Annotated in this window: 19 protein-coding genes; 6 read left to right on the forward strand and 13 right to left on the reverse strand. The window is 39.9% G+C overall.

The features are described 5' to 3' along the window. The first annotated feature begins 96 nt into the window (after window positions 1-96). Complete coding sequence (locus ACTRWE_RS09555) at window positions 97-1029, forward strand: ABC transporter substrate-binding protein (protein WP_096038191.1); 933 nt, start codon at window positions 97-99, stop codon at window positions 1027-1029. Here the strand turns inward: ACTRWE_RS09555 and ACTRWE_RS09560 are convergent. The 3 genes from ACTRWE_RS09560 to ACTRWE_RS09570 form a co-directional block, all read right to left on the reverse strand. Beyond that, window positions 962-1582, reverse strand: coding sequence for a fumarylacetoacetate hydrolase family protein (locus ACTRWE_RS09560; RefSeq protein WP_350654941.1), 621 nt, complete (start codon window positions 1580-1582; stop codon window positions 962-964). The two genes, ACTRWE_RS09555 and ACTRWE_RS09560, sit on opposite strands and share 68 nt — an antisense overlap. 230 nt (window positions 1583-1812) lie before the next feature. Continuing rightward, window positions 1813-4329 (reverse strand): glycoside hydrolase family 3 protein, encoded by a 2517-nt coding sequence (locus tag ACTRWE_RS09565; RefSeq protein WP_427684020.1) that lies wholly within the window; start codon window positions 4327-4329, stop codon window positions 1813-1815. 16 nt (window positions 4330-4345) lie between these two features. Further along, window positions 4346-5611 carry a sugar MFS transporter gene (locus ACTRWE_RS09570; protein ID WP_427684018.1) on the reverse strand — a complete coding sequence of 422 codons (1266 nt, stop codon included), beginning with the start codon at window positions 5609-5611 and terminating at the stop codon, window positions 4346-4348. Between the two features lie 251 nt (window positions 5612-5862). Here ACTRWE_RS09570 and ACTRWE_RS09575 point away from each other — a divergent pair, with 251 nt between their 5' ends. The 3 genes from ACTRWE_RS09575 to ACTRWE_RS09585 are packed head-to-tail and all read left to right on the forward strand — an operon-like array spanning window position 5863 to window position 9554. Beyond that, window positions 5863-7197: a GH1 family beta-glucosidase gene (locus ACTRWE_RS09575; protein WP_427684016.1), complete on the forward strand. Its 1335-nt coding sequence runs from the start codon at window positions 5863-5865 to the stop codon at window positions 7195-7197. Between the two features lie 15 nt (window positions 7198-7212). Beyond that, window positions 7213-8541 (forward strand): glycoside-pentoside-hexuronide (GPH):cation symporter, encoded by a 1329-nt coding sequence (locus tag ACTRWE_RS09580; protein ID WP_024601541.1) that lies wholly within the window; start codon window positions 7213-7215, stop codon window positions 8539-8541. A gap of 11 nt (window positions 8542-8552) precedes the next feature. After that, on the forward strand, window positions 8553-9554 hold the full coding sequence (locus ACTRWE_RS09585) for a LacI family DNA-binding transcriptional regulator (protein WP_290191750.1): 1002 nt from the start codon (window positions 8553-8555) through the stop codon (window positions 9552-9554). A gap of 32 nt (window positions 9555-9586) precedes the next feature. Here ACTRWE_RS09585 and ACTRWE_RS09590 read toward each other — a convergent pair whose 3' ends face one another. Genes ACTRWE_RS09590 through ACTRWE_RS09610 form a run of 5 tightly spaced genes read right to left on the reverse strand, consistent with a single transcriptional unit; the run spans window position 9587 to window position 15107 of the window. After that, a complete protein-coding gene (locus tag ACTRWE_RS09590; RefSeq protein WP_462879912.1) occupies window positions 9587-11548 on the reverse strand; it encodes an ATP-binding response regulator in 1962 nt (653 codons plus the stop codon). Between the two features lie 25 nt (window positions 11549-11573). Beyond that, window positions 11574-12035 (reverse strand): response regulator, encoded by a 462-nt coding sequence (locus ACTRWE_RS09595; protein WP_250653179.1) that lies wholly within the window; start codon window positions 12033-12035, stop codon window positions 11574-11576. A gap of 1 nt (window position 12036) precedes the next feature. Beyond that, entirely contained in the window at window positions 12037-13521 is a 1485-nt protein-coding gene (locus ACTRWE_RS09600; RefSeq protein ID WP_248474113.1) for a sensor histidine kinase, read from the reverse strand. A gap of 18 nt (window positions 13522-13539) precedes the next feature. Then, a complete protein-coding gene (locus ACTRWE_RS09605; protein WP_028834349.1) occupies window positions 13540-13749 on the reverse strand; it encodes a hypothetical protein in 210 nt (69 codons plus the stop codon). Between the two features lie 17 nt (window positions 13750-13766). Beyond that, entirely contained in the window at window positions 13767-15107 is a 1341-nt protein-coding gene (locus ACTRWE_RS09610; protein WP_462879913.1) for a sigma-54-dependent transcriptional regulator, read from the reverse strand. A 226-nt stretch (window positions 15108-15333) separates the two neighbouring features. Here ACTRWE_RS09610 and ACTRWE_RS09615 point away from each other — a divergent pair, with 226 nt between their 5' ends. Beyond that, the gene (locus tag ACTRWE_RS09615; RefSeq protein WP_462879915.1) at window positions 15334-15849 is read left to right on the forward strand and encodes an NUDIX hydrolase; all 516 of its coding nucleotides are present in this window, start codon (window positions 15334-15336) and stop codon (window positions 15847-15849) included. A gap of 39 nt (window positions 15850-15888) precedes the next feature. Here the strand turns inward: ACTRWE_RS09615 and ACTRWE_RS09620 are convergent, their stop codons facing one another. The 3 genes from ACTRWE_RS09620 to ACTRWE_RS09630 all read right to left on the reverse strand — a co-directional run bounded on the left by ACTRWE_RS09620 (window position 15889) and on the right by ACTRWE_RS09630 (window position 18056). Then, window positions 15889-16386, reverse strand: coding sequence for a YgjV family protein (locus ACTRWE_RS09620; protein ID WP_036979954.1), 498 nt, complete (start codon window positions 16384-16386; stop codon window positions 15889-15891). A 62-nt stretch (window positions 16387-16448) separates the two neighbouring features. Next, window positions 16449-17015, reverse strand: coding sequence for a Crp/Fnr family transcriptional regulator (locus ACTRWE_RS09625; RefSeq protein WP_462879916.1), 567 nt, complete (start codon window positions 17013-17015; stop codon window positions 16449-16451). A gap of 6 nt (window positions 17016-17021) precedes the next feature. Then, window positions 17022-18056 carry an NAD(P)H-dependent flavin oxidoreductase gene (locus ACTRWE_RS09630; protein WP_290191754.1) on the reverse strand — a complete coding sequence of 345 codons (1035 nt, stop codon included), beginning with the start codon at window positions 18054-18056 and terminating at the stop codon, window positions 17022-17024. Window positions 18057-18256: 200 nt separating this feature from the next. Here ACTRWE_RS09630 and ACTRWE_RS09635 point away from each other — a divergent pair, with 200 nt between their 5' ends. Further along, window positions 18257-19633 carry an NAD-dependent succinate-semialdehyde dehydrogenase gene (locus ACTRWE_RS09635; RefSeq protein ID WP_016900150.1) on the forward strand — a complete coding sequence of 459 codons (1377 nt, stop codon included), beginning with the start codon at window positions 18257-18259 and terminating at the stop codon, window positions 19631-19633. Between the two features lie 71 nt (window positions 19634-19704). Here ACTRWE_RS09635 and ACTRWE_RS09640 read toward each other — a convergent pair whose 3' ends face one another. Together ACTRWE_RS09640 and ACTRWE_RS09645 are read right to left on the reverse strand one after the other, a co-directional pair. Then, entirely contained in the window at window positions 19705-20241 is a 537-nt protein-coding gene (locus ACTRWE_RS09640) for a DUF924 family protein (RefSeq protein WP_462879917.1), read from the reverse strand. A 131-nt stretch (window positions 20242-20372) separates the two neighbouring features. After that, window positions 20373-20640 (reverse strand): endonuclease/exonuclease/phosphatase family protein (locus tag ACTRWE_RS09645; RefSeq protein ID WP_462879918.1); only part of this gene is annotated, 268 nt, incomplete at its 5' end.

A 20640-nucleotide genomic window follows, 5' to 3' on the forward strand; every position in this document is an offset into this window, starting at 1 on the left:
TCAATAATGTTGATTCTTTGCTATTCTTTATGTTTATTTTTTAAGCGCTAAGGTATAATTAAATACAGTCATTTAATAAAGAATTATCAGCTTTTTATGGATACAGCTCGTTATTTCTGCCTGCTATTTTTAATATTCTCGAGTAACAGTATTAGCCAATCTAAAAATCAGCTCACTGAAATTTTATGGCTACAAAGCAATACACCACCTTTTCACTTAGACTCAGAGAATACTCAAATGGGCTTGTGTGACAATTTAACTAAGCAACTTATCAGTAGTATAAAGGATGTAAAACATACTCGATTATTTGTTCCACAAAAACGAATTAATAAATATATCAAAGAAGGCAAAAATGTCTGCTTTCCATGCGTAATCCATAAAAAGAGCACCAACGAAGTCTATACATACTCACGCCCTACCTCTATCTACCCTGAGTTTAGTATTATTACAACTAACCAAAAAGCAGAAACACTTACTAAAGCACATGGTAATCCTATAAATTTAATTAGTTTACTTAGCGATGAACGCTTTACCTATGGACAAGCCGCAGCACGACGTTTTTCACCACACATAAATATGATTATTGAAAACTCTTTGAGCCATCATAACGTGTCCTTGAGCTTAAGTAGTGATAATGAGAGTGGCGTTGTGATCGATAGGTTGAGGCATGGCTTTTTAGACTACTCGCTCGATTACCCTTTTATGGCCAGTTACTTTAACCAGCAACAACACCCTATAAAAATCGTTAGCATACCCATAGCTCAAAATACGCGCTCATTAATCAAAGGAGCTGTAGGCTGTGCGACTAATGCGCCTAATGATTTTGCTAATCAGGCAATTAAGAAAATTAATGCGGCATTAGAAAGTGCCATACTAGAATCAGCGGCTCATCAACTAAGCCAGCGACACTGGCTAAGTGAACATATCGATAATTTTGATAAACAATATTATCAACACATAATTAACTTTGACTCACAGACCAATGATGCTCCAATAAACACTGCTGACCAGAATAAAGAGCAACGTTGAACTCTCGTCCAGTACTAACCATCCCTACGCCAGCAGGCGTGCCAGTCATAATAATGTCGCCTTCTTCGAGGCTCATAAACTGACTAACCTCAGCCAATATTTGTGCAGGTTGGTGCAACATAAGTTGGCTATCACCATGTTGAACCGGCTTGCCATCAATATGTAATTCAAATATAAACGATGTCATCTCTGGCGTTAACTCAATAAAATCACTAAATAATGCTGAGCCATCGAATGCTTTAGCACGTTCCCACGGCAAGCCCTTTTCTTTTAAACTGCTTTGCAAAGCTCGCTTAGTCAAATCAAGTCCAATCCCTACGCCTGCAAGCTGCTTATTTTTTATCACAAAGCATAATTCAGTTTCATAATGCAACGTATCACCGTTATGGGAAGAGAGTAAGGTATTAGTGATCGCGCTATTAGGCTTATTAAAAATTACCATTTGCTCAGGGTGTTCGTTGTTTAATTCAGCAATATGCGCACTGTAATTGCGCCCCACACAGACTATTTTTGAAGGTTGTATGCTCTGAGAGGCTAGTTTTATATGATTCATTTTCTCACCTGTTAATTACATAACGCATTTAATATTTTGGCATACTCTCAAATTATTAACGCAAAAGCGAATGCAGTTTATCATATTTATGTGACTACTACTGAGCTGAAAATAACCAATCACATAGAATGGAATAAAAGTAAGAAGGGACTAATTTGGCAGGTTTTTGTACTACGCTTTTAAAATAAAAAGCAGGTACTCTCAGTACCTGCTTATTGATAGATTATTGACTACTTACAAGTAACACTACCTTGCTCGGCAGCATTTGCTGTAATAACCAGCTTAGCAATAGATACATGCCAATCACCTTGCGTGCTTAACTGCCAAGGGGTGAACACTTGTGCTAAGTCAACACCTTGCTCTGCAAAACAACTTAAGTTGATGTTTAATGTTTGCCATTGACCTGATTGCTCAAGGTTATCAGTAATATCAAACTTACCCTGACAACTCTCACCACACCCCATACCAACCCATAACGGACTAGCCGCGGCTTTATCTACTTTAATTTGTATTTGCAGTTGGCCATTACTCTCAACGTATGAGCGTAAGTCAGATGGAAATGCCGCGGCTAAATTAACCCCAGCCATTGCTTGGCCATTAAAACGAATAGCGCGTGCATCTTCTTGCACCTCTTTATCAAATGTTTGGATGCTCACCGCACCTAATGACTCGCGACTGCTCGCCACCGTTTTTTGTTGCTCGCCACTTTTTAAAACCAGTGACCACGGTGCTTTAATTGCACGCTCAAACAATACTAAATCATCCAGTTTTTCAGTCTGTTGAGTTTGCTCCACCAAGTCATCTTTTAAGACATTACTATCGTTGTAAGTTAAACCAAAACCATAAGGAAGTAATGGGCTGTAAGCTTCGTCGTTACGGTTTTCATTATCAATTGGATTATTAGGCCAGGAAAACGATAGCTTGCCTTTAAAGTCATGATTAATTGAACCGTCTGCATTTTTAAACAAGACATCGCTAATAGCATCGCCTTCACTACCTGGAAGCCAAATAGCAACGAACGCATCACTGGCGTTAAGCTCAGCATTAACCCACATAGGGCGACCGCTTATAAATAATGAAACAACAGGGATTCCCGCATCTTTAAACTTACGCAGTAGCGCTAAGTCGCTTTTATTACCGCGCTGGTATTCGAGGTTATCAACATCACCATTACCCTCTGCGTATGGTTGCTCACCAAACACCACAATGGCGACATCAGGGCGTGCTGTATATTCCCCTTCAACGCTCAGCGCTGCACTGCCACCAGCTTGCTCTACAGTATCTTTAATACCTGCATAAATAGAGCTGCCACCAGGAAAATCACTGTTTTTATTACCTGTACCTTGCCACGTAACGCTCCAACCACCCGACTGCATACCTATGTTATCAGCCCCTATGCCTGCAACTAATACGTTGGTTTTAGGTGATAATGGCAGTAACTGCTGCTTATTTTTAAGTAATACTAAAGACTCGCGTACAGCCTGTTTAGCCACTGCACGGTGATCGCTACTACCAATAATTTCAGTTTTTCCAGACAGGGGGCGCTTCGCAGGGCTTGGTTTATCAAATAACCCTGCACGCATTTTAACGCGTAAAATACGCGTTACTGCATCATTAATTCTACTGAGTGGGATTTCACCGCTATTAGCTTGGTTAACCAAGTTGCTAAATAATGGTTTCCACTCATCCGGTGCCATGTATACGTCTAAGCCCGCATTAGCCGCTTGAGCACAGTTACTATTAGAACAACCTTTAACCTGCCCGTGGCCATTCCAGTCACCGACAACAAAGCCATCAAAACCCATCTTATCTTTAAGCACATCGGTCAGTAAATATTTACTGCCGTGAATTTTTTCACCATGCCAGCTATTAAACGAGGCCATTACCGTTTGTGCACCTGCACCTAAACCACCAACATAACCTTGAGCATGAAGCGCAAATAATTCTTCTTCAGAGGCGATATTATTACCTTGATCATCGCCATTCACAGTACCGCCATCACCTAAAAAATGCTTAACCGTACTGACTACACGCGTATCTGACAAAAAGTCTTCATCAACAGCGCCTTGTAAGCCTTTAACAATTGAGGCTGAATACGCTTTTACTATTTCAGGGTCTTCAGAGTAGCCCTCGTAAGTGCGACCCCAACGATCATCTCGCACTACGGCAACCGTAGGTGCAAATACCCAGTCAATACCGGTAACCATAACTTCACGCGCCGTTGCTGCGGCAATTTTTTCAATAAGTTCAGGGTTGTTCGCCGCCCCTAAACCAATATTATGCGGAAACAAAGTCGCACCAATCACATTGTTGTGTCCATGTACCGCATCGGTGCCCCACATTGTAGGAATCGTGCTGCCATCGAGGGAATCATCAATAGACGCTTGATACATCTTTTCAGCTAAATCAACCCAGTCTTCCGGGGTTGCATGTTTATTGTTATTTGGAAACGAGCCACCGCCGTTTAAATAGGAGCCAAAGCCATATTTACGCATATCTTCAACCGTAATATGACGAATTTCAGGTTGGATCATTTGCGCTATTTTTTGCTCTAGCGTCATGCTCTTTAACATATCTGCGATTTTTTGCTCCATTTGAGCATCGCTTTTAATACCGGTTTCTATTGTTGGCCAAATTTCTTTTTGATTTGTCGCATCGCTAGCACTGTTAGAGGGTTGCGAACAACCGCTGCTGGTTATTGCTGCTAGCATCAGTGCAGTGACTGAAAAAGTTCGTTTAATAATCATAGCATTCACCTAAAACTTAAAGACGAGTTGACGTTGTTTTTTTTGCACCAAACAGCGCGAAGTAAGTAATATATAAATAGCAGCCAATAGGCAGTATAAGCGCTAACTGCACACCGATATTGTCAGCCAGCATACCTTGTAGTAATGGAATAATAGCTCCACCTACAATCGCTAAGCATAAAATACCCGACCCCTGTGAGGTGTATTTACCCAAGCCTTGAAGCGCTAAACTAAAAATAGTAGGGAACATAATAGAGTTACACAGACCAACCAATAAAATAGCCCACATAGCGAGTGACCCTTGACCTGTCATTGCAATTAATACTAACACACCGGCCAAAATACCATGACAAGCTAACACCTTGGCTGCATTTAATTTTTGCATAATCGCAGCGCCAGCAAATCGCCCTATCATTGCACCTGCAAAATAATAGCTAATATAATGTGCAGCTTGTTGCTCTGGTAAACCTGCAATATGGTCAAGGGTTAAAAAGCCGACTAAAAAGCTACCAATCGCAACTTCAGCACCTACATAAACAAAAATACCAATAGCGCCCAAAATAAGATGGCGATATTTCCAAACACTGCCTAAGTCAACAAACTCAGTGTCACCTTGATTTTCAGCTTCACTATCAATCGCTTTACCGAGTTTAGGTAACTTCAAAAAAGCAAAAATAATAGCCAGTGTCAGTAAACTTGCACTGAGCATTAAGTAAGGGAACTTAACTTGTTCGGCTGTAGCTTGACTAATTTCAGACAAAATCAACCAACTACCAAATAATGGCGCAACCGTTGTTCCTAAAGAGTTAAAAGCTTGGGTCATGGTTAAACGCGAAGACGCTGTTTTTGCAGGCCCTAATACGCTTACATAAGGGTTAGCAGAGACTTGTAAAATAGTGATCCCTGAAGCAAGCACAAATAAAGCAAGTAAAAATAGTTCGTAAACATGTGCCTCTGCAGCGGGGTAGAATAATGCACACCCTATCGAAGCGACAACCAAACCAACAACAATACCAAATTGGTAACCTATTTTACTAACGAGTTTTCCTGCAGGAATTGACATAACAAAGTAGGCACCAAAAAAACAAAATTGTACCAACATTGCTTGGGTGTAATTAAGGGAGAACATTCCCTTTAAATACGGAATTAAAATATCGTTCAGGCAAGTAAGAAAACCCCACATAAAAAACAAGGTCGTAAGCGATGTTAACGCAAAGGTGTGTGTAGACCCTGGTTTTTGGCTGTTTTCTACTGCCGGTAGTGGCTGTGTGATATGTGCCATAGTATAATCTCTAATTATTTATAATTATCAGATTGTTACCTCTATTTAATTGCGTTTAGTAAAACTTAAAAAGCAGATAATAGTTGCAACACCAAATGTAAGCGCTTACATTTATAGCATACAGAGAAAATTTATCAATTTATTTACAAATAATATTGTAAGCGCTTACATTGCTGTATTATACCATTTCTATTGCTTAGCTAATTACGGTAAAGCGCATTATTATTGCAAGCTTAAGGACGTATCTCATTGTGTTTAAAACAATTTATTTGCCAGGCACGTCAGCCCTTTTAAAATCGCCGTTTATTTTTGGTGTTGCCACGGCCTCTTTTCAAATAGAGGGAAGCCACAACACGCGATTGCCATGTATTTGGGATACTTTTTGTAGCAAACCAAACACCATTGCAGATAACAGTAACGGTAATCACGCCTGTGAGCATGTAAAATATTGGCAACAAGACGTTCAAATGATTGCCGATTTAGCCGTTGATGCCTATCGACTTTCTATTTCTTGGCCCCGCGTTTTACACCAAGATGGAAGTTTAAACATTCAGGGCATGGCGTTCTATAAGTCATTACTACAGGCTCTTAAAGCACGCAATATTAAAACTTATGTCACTTTATATCACTGGGATTTGCCACAACATTTAGAAAACAACGGTGGTTGGCTAAATCGCGATACCGCGTATCAATTTGCTCATTACGCTCATATAGTAACTCAGCAACTAGAGGGCTTAGTGGATTCTTATGCGACCTTAAACGAACCGTTTTGTAGTGCCTACCTAGGCTATGAAATAGGGGTACATGCACCAGGCATAAAAAGTCAAAAAGCAGGACGCCAAGCGGCGCACCACTTATTACTCGCTCATGGACTTGCGATGCAAGTGATACGCAAAAACTGCCCTAAGATAGAGGCCGGTATTGTGCTTAATTTTAGCCCTGCCTATCCATTTACTCCTGACGATGAACGCGCTGCTAAATTAGCCGATGACTACCATAACCAGTGGTATATTCAAGCAGTGCTGGAAGGCCGCTACCCTGAAGTGATTAAGGAGCTTGCAAATGATGCAAAACCTGATGTTGCAAATGGCGACATGGCAATTATTAGCCAAAAAATCGATTTTTTAGGGGTTAATTACTATACTCGTATCCATTACAAAAATACGCCAGATCATTGGTTTAGCGAAGCTCCTTTAGAGAATATTGCCACCACTGATATGGGCTGGGAAATATACCCACAGGGATTGTGTGAACTCCTACTTTCATTAAATGATCGTTACACGCTACCCAAAGTATATATAACTGAGAACGGTGCAGCGATGGCCGATGTATTAATAGATGGAAAAGTAGATGACATACATCGTATCAATTACTACCATACACACCTTAATGCCGTTCATAATGCCGTTGAGCAAGGCGTTAATGTGCAAGGCTACTTTGCATGGAGTTTAATGGATAATTTTGAATGGGCCTATGGCTATGAAAAACGCTTTGGGCTAGTCTATGTTGATTACCAAACTCAACAACGCACCTTAAAACAAAGCGCAATTGCGTATCGTGATTTTCTTAAACAGCGCCAAAAATAATAATGAGTGGCTTTTATGCTGAGTAAAAAAGAAAAAATAGCTTATGGCCTAGGTGACACGGCCAGTAATATTATTTTTCAAACCGTAATGCTATTTTTAACCTTTTTTTACACGGACATTTTTGGTATTTCGCCTGCTGTTGTTGGTACCCTTTTTTTAGTCGTCAGAGTCATTGATGCAGTTACAGACCCAATAATGGGCGCCCTGACCGATGCCACTCATACAAAATACGGTAGCTACCGACCTTACCTACTTTGGCTTGCCATCCCCTTTGCTGTTATAAGCGTAATTACCTTTACTACCCCCGCGATGGATGACGGCAACAAAATTATTTACGCGTTCGTTACCTACACCTTGCTAATGTTGGTTTATACCGCAATTAACATTCCTTATTCGGCACTTGGCGGCGTACTCAGTAGCAATCCTAACGAACGGGTATCTATTCAATCATATCGATTTGTGTTTGGCATGCTGGGGGGGTTATTGGTTACGAGCTGCACTTTACCTTTAGTAAAGTGGTTTGGGGAGGGTAATAACGAGTTGGGCTATCAACTCACCATGCTGGTTATGAGTTGCCTTGGTGTAGTGTTATTTCTAATTTGTTTTCGTTACACCAAAGAGCGGGTGATCAATCCACCACATAAATTATCTTTAAAAACACAACTTCACGTTTTATGGCAAAATCAGCCGTTTAAAATATTGTGTATGGCAGCACTGATATTATTGACCAGTATGGTGCTGCGCACGACATTAGCTATTTACTATGTAAAGTATGTTCTTGGAAAAGAAGATTTAATCACCGAATTTGTGACTTTAGGTATGGTCGGTAATATTATAGGCTGTGCGTGTGCGCAACCTTTAAGTAAACGCTTAGATAAAAAAACGGCTTATATTTATCTGCAATATATTTCTGCCATATTGAGCTGTTTTGCTTTTTTTGTCCCTAATGAGCAAGTTTTACTCGCCTTTTTAATGTATTTTTTATGGTGCTTTTTCACTCAAATGGCGACACCTTTATTGTGGGCAAAAATGGCAGATGCTATTGACTACGGAGTTTGGCAAAATGGTCAACGACTCACAGGTTTGGTTTATGCAAGCGTGGTATTTTTTATCAAATTGGGGCTCGCATTAGGCGGCGCTATAGCGGGTTGGTTACTTGCGTATTATCAGTATCAAGCCAATGTAGAATTAAGCGAAGCAACTAAAAGCGGTATTTTAACCTCATTTACACTCTACCCTGCTATTGGCAGTATACTTGTGGCTTTAATAATGACTAAATACAACTTAGATAACAAAACCATAAAAAAAATCACCGCCGATTTAACACAAAAAAGTAATTTGTAACAAGGAATAGTATGGCCACCATTTATGAGGTGTCAAAGCTTGCAGGGGTATCACTTGCCACTGTTTCAAGAGTAATGAACAACAATGCAAACGTAAGTGATGCAACCAGAAAAAAAGTGACTTTAGCGATGGAAGAATTAGGCTACCGCCCAAATTCTATTGCGCAATCGCTGGCCTCTAATTGCTCTAATAGTGCTGGCTTATTGGTTTCTGAGTTAAAAGGTCCTTTTTATGGCCCTATGATGAGCGGCATAGAAAACACCCTCAGAAAACAAGGTAAACACGTTATTATTACCGCAGGGCACAGTGACGCAGAGCGGGAACAACAAGGCATAGAGTTTTTAATTAGCCGTAATTGTGATGCACTTATTTTGCATGTTGAAGCGGTTAGCGATGAATATTTAATAAAGCTGAGCAAAGGTAAAACGCCGTTTGTTTTACTTAATCGCCATATTCCTGAGCTCGCCGATCGCTGTATTATTCTTGATAATGTTAAAGGGGGCTATTTAGCGACTAAATACATTCTTGAGTCTGGTCACAAAAACATTGCTTACATTAGCGGCCCTTTATGGAAAAAAGACGCTCAAGAGCGTTTAAACGGACATAAACAAGCACTTGCTGAACATGCCATTGAGTTTGATGAAAACAGTTTGTATGAAGGTGACTTTATAGAAGATAGCGGCTACGAAGGATTTTCTGCTCTTTATAAAAATAACCCCGCCATTACTGCCTTAGTGTGCGCCAATGACGAAATGGCAACGGGTGCAATGGTCAGTGCCAGAGAGCATGGCATTGAACTACCCGCACAACTTTCAATAATAGGCTACGATAACGTGTTCTTTACCCGCCATGTATACCCCCCTTTAAGCACTATTAATTACCCAATAGATGAAATGGGAAAAGTAGCTGCACAGTGGGTACTGAGCCATGTATATCAAAAAAGCGTACAGCCTATTCAAACTTTATTTCAGCCCGAATTAGTCATACGCCAATCGGTCGTTAATATTACCTAGCTAATTATTATATAAATTGGCAAATAGTGGCGTTAAACAAGTTTACTTAATAGCGCCAAGTTTATTGGTTTAAGCAAAACTTGCTCTATTTCTAGCTGCCTAATGTGTACGGCATCAGGCTCCATTCCACTAATAATAACTCGTTGAATATCAGGATAGTGTTCTTTAATAAACCCAGCAAGCTCTAAACCTGAACCATCGGGTAAATGCATATCGAGTAATACTTTGTCGTAATTACTGTTATGCTCAAGCGTCGCCTTACAGTCTTTGACACTTGTTGCTATATCCGTGTCTACATCCAAACTTTCTAATAATAACTGAGTAATTTGTCCGGCATCAGCATCGTCTTCCACTAATAAAAAACGCTTTATATTAGTATTATGTTTTGGCGCTGGTTGTATCGATGAAACACGTTGTGTTTTTTTCCCCAGCGCTGACTCTAAGCATTGGTAAAGTAAGTTGGAATCCACAGGTTTAGCAATCATATCATCAAACCCTAGCGCGGTTAGTTCGTTATGAATACCTTTCATGGTGGCCGCGGTTAAAGCAATAATCGCCCCTTTAAACCCTAACTTTCTAAGTTCAATGGCAGCTTCTTTCCCACCCATCACCGGCATATGAATATCTAAAAATATGATATCGTAAGCGGCGCGCCCCTCTGCGAGTTGCTTTTTAACCTTATCAAGCGCTTGTTTGCCATTATCAGCATAATCTACATCTGCACCCGCTGAGCCAATTAAATGGCCAACTAACACACGTAAATCGCGTAAATCATCCACCACCAACACTTTACCACTTACTTCGCATGGCGCTACTTTTTGCTGCATGTTGGGGGTTAAATCAAGTTTTAATAAATTGCGCTCTACCTGTCTGATATCACCAGGGTATAAGGAAATGGTAAACGTTGAGCCCTCACCTACATAAGAATCTAATGAAATAGTACCCTGCATACGACTAAGTAGCTCAGAACAAATAGCTAATCCCAAGCCCGCACCACCTACTGAGCGCGACTCTACATCTGCAATTTGCTCAAAAGGCTTAAAGATGAGTGCTTGTTTTTCTGGAGCAATACCCAAGCCTGAATCTTTAATGCTAAAAAAGAGCATTTCACGATCAGCCTCCGTCTCTGTCCATGCGTTAACGATAATTTCGCCTTGCTCGGTAAATTTTATCGCATTATTGATCAGGTTAATGAGAATTTGTCGAACCCGAGTAGCATCTACACGAATAACTAATGGCAAAGGCTCCAGTGATTCAAATTTTAATGATAAACCTTTATCAAGGGCTGATACACGCATTAGCGTAAACACGTCGGCCATTAGACTATCAAGATTAACATCCCCCAAGCTTAGCTCAAGCTTATCGACTGCAATTTTAGATAAATCTAAAACATCATTCAGTAAGCTCAATAAGTGCTTGCCATTACGATAAATAACACCCAACTCATTTTCAGCTTGCTTGCTAAAGTCACTGAGCATAAGTAGTTCGGTATAGCCTAAAATAGACGACAAGGGAGTTCGTAGTTCGTGGCTTAAATGCGCTAAAAAGCGGTCTTTTGAACGGTTTTCAGCCTCCGCTTTTAAACGTTCAACTCGCTCATCTTCTACATCGCGGCGCGCTAAAGCATAACGAATAGAACGGGCAAACCGGCTACCACTCATTTCACTTTTAACTAAGTAATCAACCGCACCAGCATCAAGCGCAGCCGAATCTAGCGCATCGTTAGATTGCCCCGTTAACATGATAATAGGCCCACAAAAGCCATTCTTAATCGCTTGCTTTAAAACACTTAAGCCATCTGAGGCACCTAAGCGATAGTCAAGCAGGCAAATATCATGCTCATTTTTACTTAGTACATGTATTGCCTGCTCAGGAGAGCTTATCCACTCTATGTTAAACACATGGGAACTGAGCTGCTCTAAATAGTCACGAGTAAGAATATAATCATCTTCATCATCTTCAACCAATAGCAGTTTCGTTGCCTTTGCTAACATAGCGTCTCCTATTTTAATTATATGCTTAATCGTGAAACGTGCTTGGTAGCTCTACAAATTCAACCCAGTATTTACCTAACGTTTTCATCAACTCAACTAAACCATCAAAAGTTACTGGCTTGGTAATATATGACGCCGCACCTAAATCGTAACCTTTAACCATATCCTCTTCTTGCTTTGAAGTAGTTAAAATAACAACGGGAATACCTTTTAAATTAGGGTTGGCTTTAATCGCTTGAAGTGCTTCACGTCCATCCATTCTCGGCATGTTTAAGTCGAGTAAAATCAAGCCAGGTCTTGGTGACAGGGTTTTATCTTCAAACTTGCCTGTACGCTCTAAATACTCTAAAAGCTCTACACCGTCTTCAACAAAGTGTAATTCATTTAAAACGCGACTTTCAGCGAGGGCATCTTGGGTTAATAAACGATCATCTTCATCATCGTCTGCCATTAAAATGGTAATGGGTTTTACGTTTGTTAATGGCATATTATGCCTCTCCTTGTAATGTGAACAACTCTGCATCCACAGGTAGTTTAATAATGAAGGTTGCGCCTTCGTTAGGGGTGCTTATTGCTGTAATAGTTCCTCCATGTCGCTCTACAATTCTGCGACATACAGATAATCCAACGCCGGTTCCTTTATATTGAGAACGCCCATGTAAACGCTGAAATGGCACAAATATTTTATCTGCATACTCAGCTGAAAAGCCGATACCATTATCTTTTACAGTAATAACATGCCAACTTACTTTACTATTATGGTCTTCACTAAACTCGCTAATTCGTTCAAAGCTAATATCAATAACAGGGTTTACGTTAGGCGCTCTAAACTTAACAGCATTTGAAATTAAGTTTAAAAACAGCTGATGCATTTGACTCGGATCAGCCTGAATGATTGGCATATCAACCGTTATCACTTGCGCATTAGACTCGTTAATGGCTATTTCTAAATCGCTTAAAACATCATTAAGTATGCTATTTAGATTGGTGTCGGTAAAATCTTTACCTCGAGTTGTTACTCGAGAGAACTCTAATAAATCATTAATTAAATTAGACATGCGCTGCGCAGCATTTTTCATTCGAGCAATGTAGTCAGTTCCTTTTTCACCTAACTCGTCTTTAAACATGCTTTCAAGACGATCGCTAAATGCTTGAATTTTTCTCAGCGGCTCTTGCAAGTCATGACTGGCAACAAAAGCAAACTCTTCTAACTCACGGTTACTGCGACTTAACTCATCAGAATATAACGTAAGTTCTTGGGTACGTTCGGTCACTTTACTGGCTAAGGTTTCGTTTTGCATTTCGAGCTCAGCTCGATATACCGCCGCATTTTTTAAGTTAAGCCGCGCAAGTAAAAACATACCACCAATAAGTAAAGCACTCGTGATGGCTGTAATTGCAAAAGTGATTTTTGCCTCGTTTTTTATTTGCGCTAATTTAGAAAAGTGACTGACTTTAAATAACAGCTCTCGATCTTGAATATCATTAACAAGTACACGAATCTCTCGGTATAGGTCACGCCCTTTATGAGAGTTGAGTATGAGCATTGCACGTTCTTCTTTGTCATTTAATGCTAATTGAACTGTGCTTTTAAGCTCAGCAATTTTACTATCAACTAATAAGATTAACGTTGCAATACGCTCAGCTTGCCCCTCAATTTCAGAGTTTAAAGAGCGAACATAATCGGTTTGCGATTCAATTTGTGCAACCGCATCGTAATATGGAACTAAGTAATCATCGTCCTGCGTTAATAAATACCCGCGCTGCCCTGATTCAGCCTGCACTACAGAGAGATGCATTTGCTCAATGGCTGTACTTAGCATATTAGTATTATCTAAACTTTGCTGAGTACGCGTTAAGCCTTGTATGGTATTAACCGCTAAAAATGCATTACCTACAATAATGCATAGTATTATGGAGATAAATAACGCCCATATAACATTTGCTTTGCCTTGCTGTTTGCGTTTAATCATTTATCGTCCTGGTTTTTATTATTTTGAGTCTGAAATAAGCTGTAAACTGTCACTACATGCTTGGCAATTAACAATTATTTTATCGAGTGCCTCGAGTGCTTTTTCAACGGGCATATCGTTTTCAAGTACTAGCTTGATAAGCTCAGCATTCATTGAAATACGATTTAACGGTGCTCGCGCATCATGTACTAGTTCGTTTAAAGGCTTTATTTGTTTAGTTAATGCCATACTATCCTCATGTTATTTTATTTATATTCGCCAATGCCACCATATGCGTTAAGGCGGTTATAAAGCGTTTTAGTACTTATACCTAACATTTGTGCAGCCAATGTTTTATTACCTTGTACTTTATCGAGTGTTGCATGAATAAGCTCTTTTTCAACTTCTTCAATGGTTTGCCCTGCAGAAACCTGATTTTCCTGAGCTTGATTATTTACTCGTGAAAAAGGTGACTCTAGGTTATTTGGCAGTGCCACATCGCTTGTTTGTGGATCGCTCATAATAAAAGCGCGGTGAATAGCGTGACGAAGTTCGCGTACATTACCTGGCCAGTCGTACGTTTGCAGCTCTTTAAGTTGCTCGTTCGTCCAGCTAAAAGCAGTGCCATTTTCGTCATTTAACTGCTCTAAAAAAACTTTTGCCAGTAATGGAATATCGTCTTTTCGTTCACGTAATGGCGGTATATCAATAGGAAATACGGCAAGCCTAAAGTAAATATCTTCACGTAAAATATTATTTTGGGCTAAATCGATTAAAGAACGGTTGGTCGCAGAAATAACGCGGCAGTTAGTTGGAATTTCTCGGTTGCCACCTACCCTTGTTACTTTTTTTGTTTCTAATACGCGCAATAAATTAGGCTGCATGCCAATGGGCATTTCAGTGACTTCATCTAAAAATAAGGTGCCATTATTTGCCTGTTCAAACACGCCCTCTTTGCGGGCTATCGCCCCTGTAAAGGCACCTTTTTCATGACCAAATAATTCACTGCCAATAAGCTCTTTTGAAAGGGCGCCACAGTTGCTAGCAATTAAAGGTCCTTCGCATTGACTGGCATTATGAATCGCTTGTGCAACCACTTCTTTACCGGCACCACTTTCACCTACTAACATTACGTTAGCCTGTGTTTTAGCAACACGTTCTATCATAGTATAGAGCTTTTGCATTGCCTCAGATTCACCAATTAAGGTATCAAAATGATGGGTGATAGCGTTTTTATTAGCTTTTTTAACAGTTTTTTTAGGACCATTTAAAACCAGTTCTAAATCTTCTCGCTGCAGCGGCTTTAATAAATGCGTTACATTGGGCTCACACATATCGGCTAAAATCCCCTTAACCGATGGGTGCCCTGAAATAAGCGTGACTTTAGGAGATTGACCAATCATTTTCAAATGATCTAATAAGTGCAAGCCGCTACCATCGGGTAACATGAAATCCAGTAATATATGATCAAAGGAGTTATTCTCAAACCACTGATGCGCTTCTTCTAAACTGGTTGCAGTTTGAATATTATGCCCAAGAAACTCAACAATGTGACAAATAACATCACTAAATTCGATGTCGTCATCAACTAAAAGTATATTTAACATGATTAATCCCTATGCTTTTTTATTATTCTACTCACCCCTTTCAACAAATGAAAGATATACAGAGCATGGTCAAAACAATGACATTTTATTTTTTTATAATTCGCTATTATAACTAAGATATATGTATAAGCGCTGAAATTAACAAGCTTTGCAGCTAATTACTTTTTAACAATGAAGTAATTAATATAACCAGCTGATATAATTTACCTTTATTGCTGGAGTCGTTATGCGCTTATTAAAAACCACTATTCACCCCACTATTGATATTACTCATGGTTGTCAGTTTACTCGCCCTACTGCTCGCGCAATTGTATTTAAACAACAGCATATTTTATTAATGTACACTCAGCGCTATGACGATTTTAGTTTACCCGGTGGTGGCATAGACTCAAATGAAAGCATTGAACAAGGACTTATCAGAGAGCTCAATGAAGAAACTGGCGCGCAAAATATAAAAATTTGCAGTGAGTTTGGCCTCTATGAAGAATATCGTCCTTGGTACAAAGATGACTTTGATATTATTCATATAAAGTCATACTGTTATGTATGCGAAATTAACGAACAACTCGGCCAAGCACAGCTTGAGCACTATGAGCAACAAAATGGTATGCAAGCTAAATGGGTAAATATTTTTGAGGCGATAGCTCACAACGAACGCACATTAGCTAATAGCGATAAACAAGGATTGTCGATTATTCGAGAAACCTTTTTATTAAAAGAAATTGCCAAACAGTTCTTTTAATAAGTTTACATTGCTGCATTTTACGTTCCTATTTGAGGTTCAGCAAGACTTTTTTTTACTAATATAAAATCGATATAAACCAAATAAGTTACTACTTAAAAATAGGCTTTCCATAATTATTGCCACAGGGGAGCCAGCAAAAATATTATGCGTTATCCAAAAAGAGGTTCCCACCACCATACATAACCTCAAGTGCAAGTCTCTATTTTGAAATGAAGCAATGGTTTGTATTAATGTCGCCACCAGCGCAAAGCCACTAAACCAATCTTGCCATGTTAAATAAACGGCTAAACAACTCACTGCCATAAATCCAAACATGACCCAAGTATGCTTAAAGTATATGCAGTAAAAATAACGTAACGCGGCAATAAGCATTAAGCAGGCGGCACTGTTATAACCCAAAATAAAAAAGTGGACTGAGGTTAATAACACAGAGGTAAATAAACAACATAAGATAATACGTCGGGACTTAAACTGAAATGAAGCTAAGTCGAGTAAAGTCGCGACGGCAACCAATGATTGGGCAATTAAAAACATAACACTCCAAGGCACTTAAGGCATAAAAATGAGGAGTGTATAGTGCTTTATATAAACAGCACTTAACTTAAGTTAAGTCGCTTACGAATTCGTGATAACGAAATGGCCGAAATACCTATATACATAGCCACTTGGCTTAAGCTTAACTGCGCCAACCAATGCGGTTTATGTTTAAGCAAGTAACAGTATCGCTGCTCGGGGCTGTTGAGTAATAAAAATGCTTCTTTGGCTTCTTTAAATATTAGTTGCTGCGCAATGAGCTGCTGCTTAATGAGTTGGTACTGTGCTTGCTCAAATAGTGTTAGCGGTACTTTAATTACACTTGCCTCATTAATTACTTTTAATTGATAAAAAGCGGGGCTTGAGGTCATCCAATTGGCAAACAGCAATGCAAACTCATTTTTAAAATAAAACTCTTTGCATTTTTGCCCGCCATCAATATCATCATGAATAGCACCTAAAACCCCCTCCATAATTAAATAGCCATAACGCTGTACATCGCCTTGGGGCAATAACACGGTATTGCGCGCGACAAGCTGTTGAGGGTAAATACCTGCCAATTGTGATTTAAGCTTATTTATAAGCACTTCGTAACTATCGCCAAGCGATAAAAGTGGGTTATCAGGCATTAAACATTACCATTTTTTCATTAAAATATGCGTAATATCCGCAGCTGATACCCCCACCCGAGGCACATACTTTTGACCACACCATAAAGGCGAAAAATCACTTTGGCCTGCTTTTTCAGCGCATGTTCTTAATGCAGTTATTGCGCTACTAGCGTGAGGAAACGAAGGCACGCCCTCTGGCATAGTACCTAACTCGAGCATGACGCGGTTTTGAATCCCCCGCGCAGCCCGACCTGAAAACAAAGTAGTTAGTGCGGTGCTATCTTGAGCCTGCTCTAAAATAGCTTGCTGATGTAAAGCAGATGTTTTTGCCTCTTTACATAATAAATAAGCGCTACCAACTTGAACTCCACTGGCTCCCAGCACTTTCATATGCTTAACATCATCTGGCGTTGCAATACCTCCTGCAGCAATAATCGGTAATGATAAATGCTCAACACAACGCTTAACTAACTGCTCAGTGGTTTGTTGCAAGCTTAAATCCATTGATAAAAAATGCCCTCGATGCCCTCCAGCTTCTAAACCCTGAGCAATAACAGCATCAGCGCCATTTTCACTGAGCCAAATAGCTTCATCTAAAGTGGTCGCCGTTGAAATTACTTTAGTGCCCCAGCTTTTTATTTGCGCCACAATAGCGTGCTTAGGTAAACCAAAATGAAAACTCACAACCGCCGGTTTATAGGATGCAATAATATCAACAACGGCTTGGTTTATAGGCTGACGGGATGCCCCTGCGGTTAAACTTTGCGGGTCAATTTCATACTCTGCAAAATAAGGTGCCAGCATATTATGCCATAGCTGCTTTTGTTCGTTCGTGTAATCAGCAACCCTATGACAAAAAAAGTTAAGATTAAAAGGTTTCGTTGTTTTTTGGCTAAGTACTTCTAGCTGCTCAATTAATTGTGCTGGTGATAACATGGCGCAAGGCAAAGAGCCTAACCCTCCAGCCTCACTCACAGCAAGAGCAAGTTGCTCATTTTGAACACCCGCCATAGGTGCCTGAATTATCGGTAAATCGATATTAAACAATGACTGTATCATCTAACTACTCCCTGTAACTTTTTCAACAACTTGCAGTATTTACAGAACCATAGCAAAAACAACGAACAAACAAAATCTAGATTTTTGTATAAAGTAATATAAAAACCATTATTAACAAAAAGTTATGAATTTTTATAAACTATCGCCCAACTGGCTTTGGTTTTGCACCTATCCTATTACATAATTTGTTAGGAGGTAAAATGAGTAACACAGTAGATACGATCAATCCCGCAACCGAGCAAGTCATCAATAGCTATACGCTGCTTTCTCAAGCTCAAGCAGAACAAGTGATCGAAAAGTCTCATGAAACATACTTAACATGGCGATTAACCTCGTTTACTGAGCGAGCTAAATACCTGAATAAGCTAGCCTCTTTATTTGAAGAGCAAAAAGAAGCGCTTGCTAAACTGATGACCGAAGAAATGGGTAAAGTGTACGAACAAGGCTTTCAAGAAGTGCAGCTTTGTGCTGACATTTGCCGTTATACCGCAGAACATGGCGCCGATATGCTGAGCGACGAAGAACGCGATATGCAAGGCGGTCGTGCAATTATAAGTTATCGCCCCACAGGCGTGTTGCTAGGTATTCAGCCATGGAACTTCCCACTTTATCAAGTTATTAGATACAGTGCCGCAAATATTATGGCGGGTAATACCACGGTATTAAAACACGCGGGCAATGTGTTTGGTATGGCTGAAAAAATAGATACCTTATTTAAACAAGCTGGGTTCCCTGAGCATTGCTTTAGTAACTTACTAATTGACGGAAAAACAGCCAGCGCACTTATCTCTCATAAACACATTAGTGGCGTTACCTTCACAGGAAGTGATGGCACAGGCAAAAAAGTAGCTGAGCAGGCCGGTAAGCACGTTAAAAAAACGGTATTGGAGCTTGGCAGTAACGATGCTTATGTTGTACTTGATGATGCTGACCTCGCGCTGGCAGTTAAAACCTGTTTGCAGGGCCGCATTATTAACAATGGCCAAACCTGTGTCGCTGCCAAGCGTTTTGTGGTAGTTGACTCATTATACAATGACTTTAAAGAAGCACTGAGCCAGCAATTTAAAGCAATTAAAATGGGCGACCCTATGGATAAAGATACTGAACTGGGTCCTATGGCACGAGAAGATTTACGCGACAAAATTCATCAGCAAGTGCAAGACTCGGTAAATGCAGGCGCAAAAGTAATTGTAGGCGGCGAAATTCCGCAGCAAACAGGCTATTACTACCCGCCTACCGTGTTAGAAAATTTATCACCAGGGATGCCCGCATACGATGACGAATTATTTGGCCCTGTGGCATCTTTGATTAAAGCCAAAGATAATGATGATGCTATGCGTATTGCCAACGACTCCCGTTATGGACTAGGCGGCGGTATCTTTTCAAAAGATGAGAAAAAAGCCATTGAGCTGGCTAAAAAGCATTTTGATACCGGTATGATCAACATAAACGGTTACGGACTGGCACAACCGAACCTACCATTTGGCGGTGTTAAAGACAGTGGCTATGGCAGAGAACATGGCGGCTTTGGTATTCGCGAGTTTGTGAATGTTAAAAGCATCATGATTAATAGCTAATATCAGGTATCTGGTTAATAAAACTAAACACCGCGCTTGTAATAAACGCGGTGTTTTTTTGCCTGATGAATCTAAAAACCTGAATTGGGCTGTTTTAAAAAATCAAGTTCTTCTTCTGTAGACTCCCGCCCCAGTATTTTATTACGATGCGGGTAACGATTAAATTTATCGATAATCGCTTTATGTTGATACTCAAAGTCTAAGTTATTTTGAATACCTAACGCCTTAAATAGCCGGACTGCTTCCTTATGAATTAACTGCGATTCGCTGTGCATAAAAGGCATATACAAAAATACTCGCTGCTCATCCGTCAACTTCTTATCAAACCCTTTTGTAATGGCCGATTGTGCTAACGCTAAAGCCATTGAATCACAGGCGAATGATGCTGGCTTGTCACGATAAATATTGCGCGAGAACTGATCAAGCACGATAATTTCAGCTAGGCTGCCTAATGCACTCTCACGCCATTGAAATAACTCACTCGCACTCGCTTGCTGGTGTAATTGGCCAAAACGAGCCTGAATCATCAAATCAAACGCCTCATCTTTTTGCCACCACTGCTTAGGCTCAAGCTCATTAAACCAAAAGTCGATGATTTTATTAAACATAATGAATCTCTTTGTTAATTAACGCTAAACTAAATAACTTGCTACGAAAACTTCGCAAACTTAAAAGCACTATCGTAATGTATTAACTTTCTCTTTCGCCTAAAACCTTTAACCTAATATCTGTACTATACCTAGCCCTTTTCAAACATAGGTACTTTGCGTTTATCTGCTTTGCTCATTGCCAGCTCTTGTATGTCTTGCTGTTTAAGCTCGCTGGGCTTTGTTTCGAGTGATTGCTGATTAGCATCTTCATAAACAAGTTCGGTAAGCAGAGCAAAGTGATCGGAGCCATATTTAGCAAGACGTTTGATACGCTTTACAGTAAAACCTGTAGAGTGGAATAAGTGATCGAGTGGCCAGCGCATAAAAAAGTAACCAGCATGAAAAGTGTTATAAAAG

It is taken from the genome of Pseudoalteromonas sp. G5_S1_54_S4 (assembly GCF_054968565.1).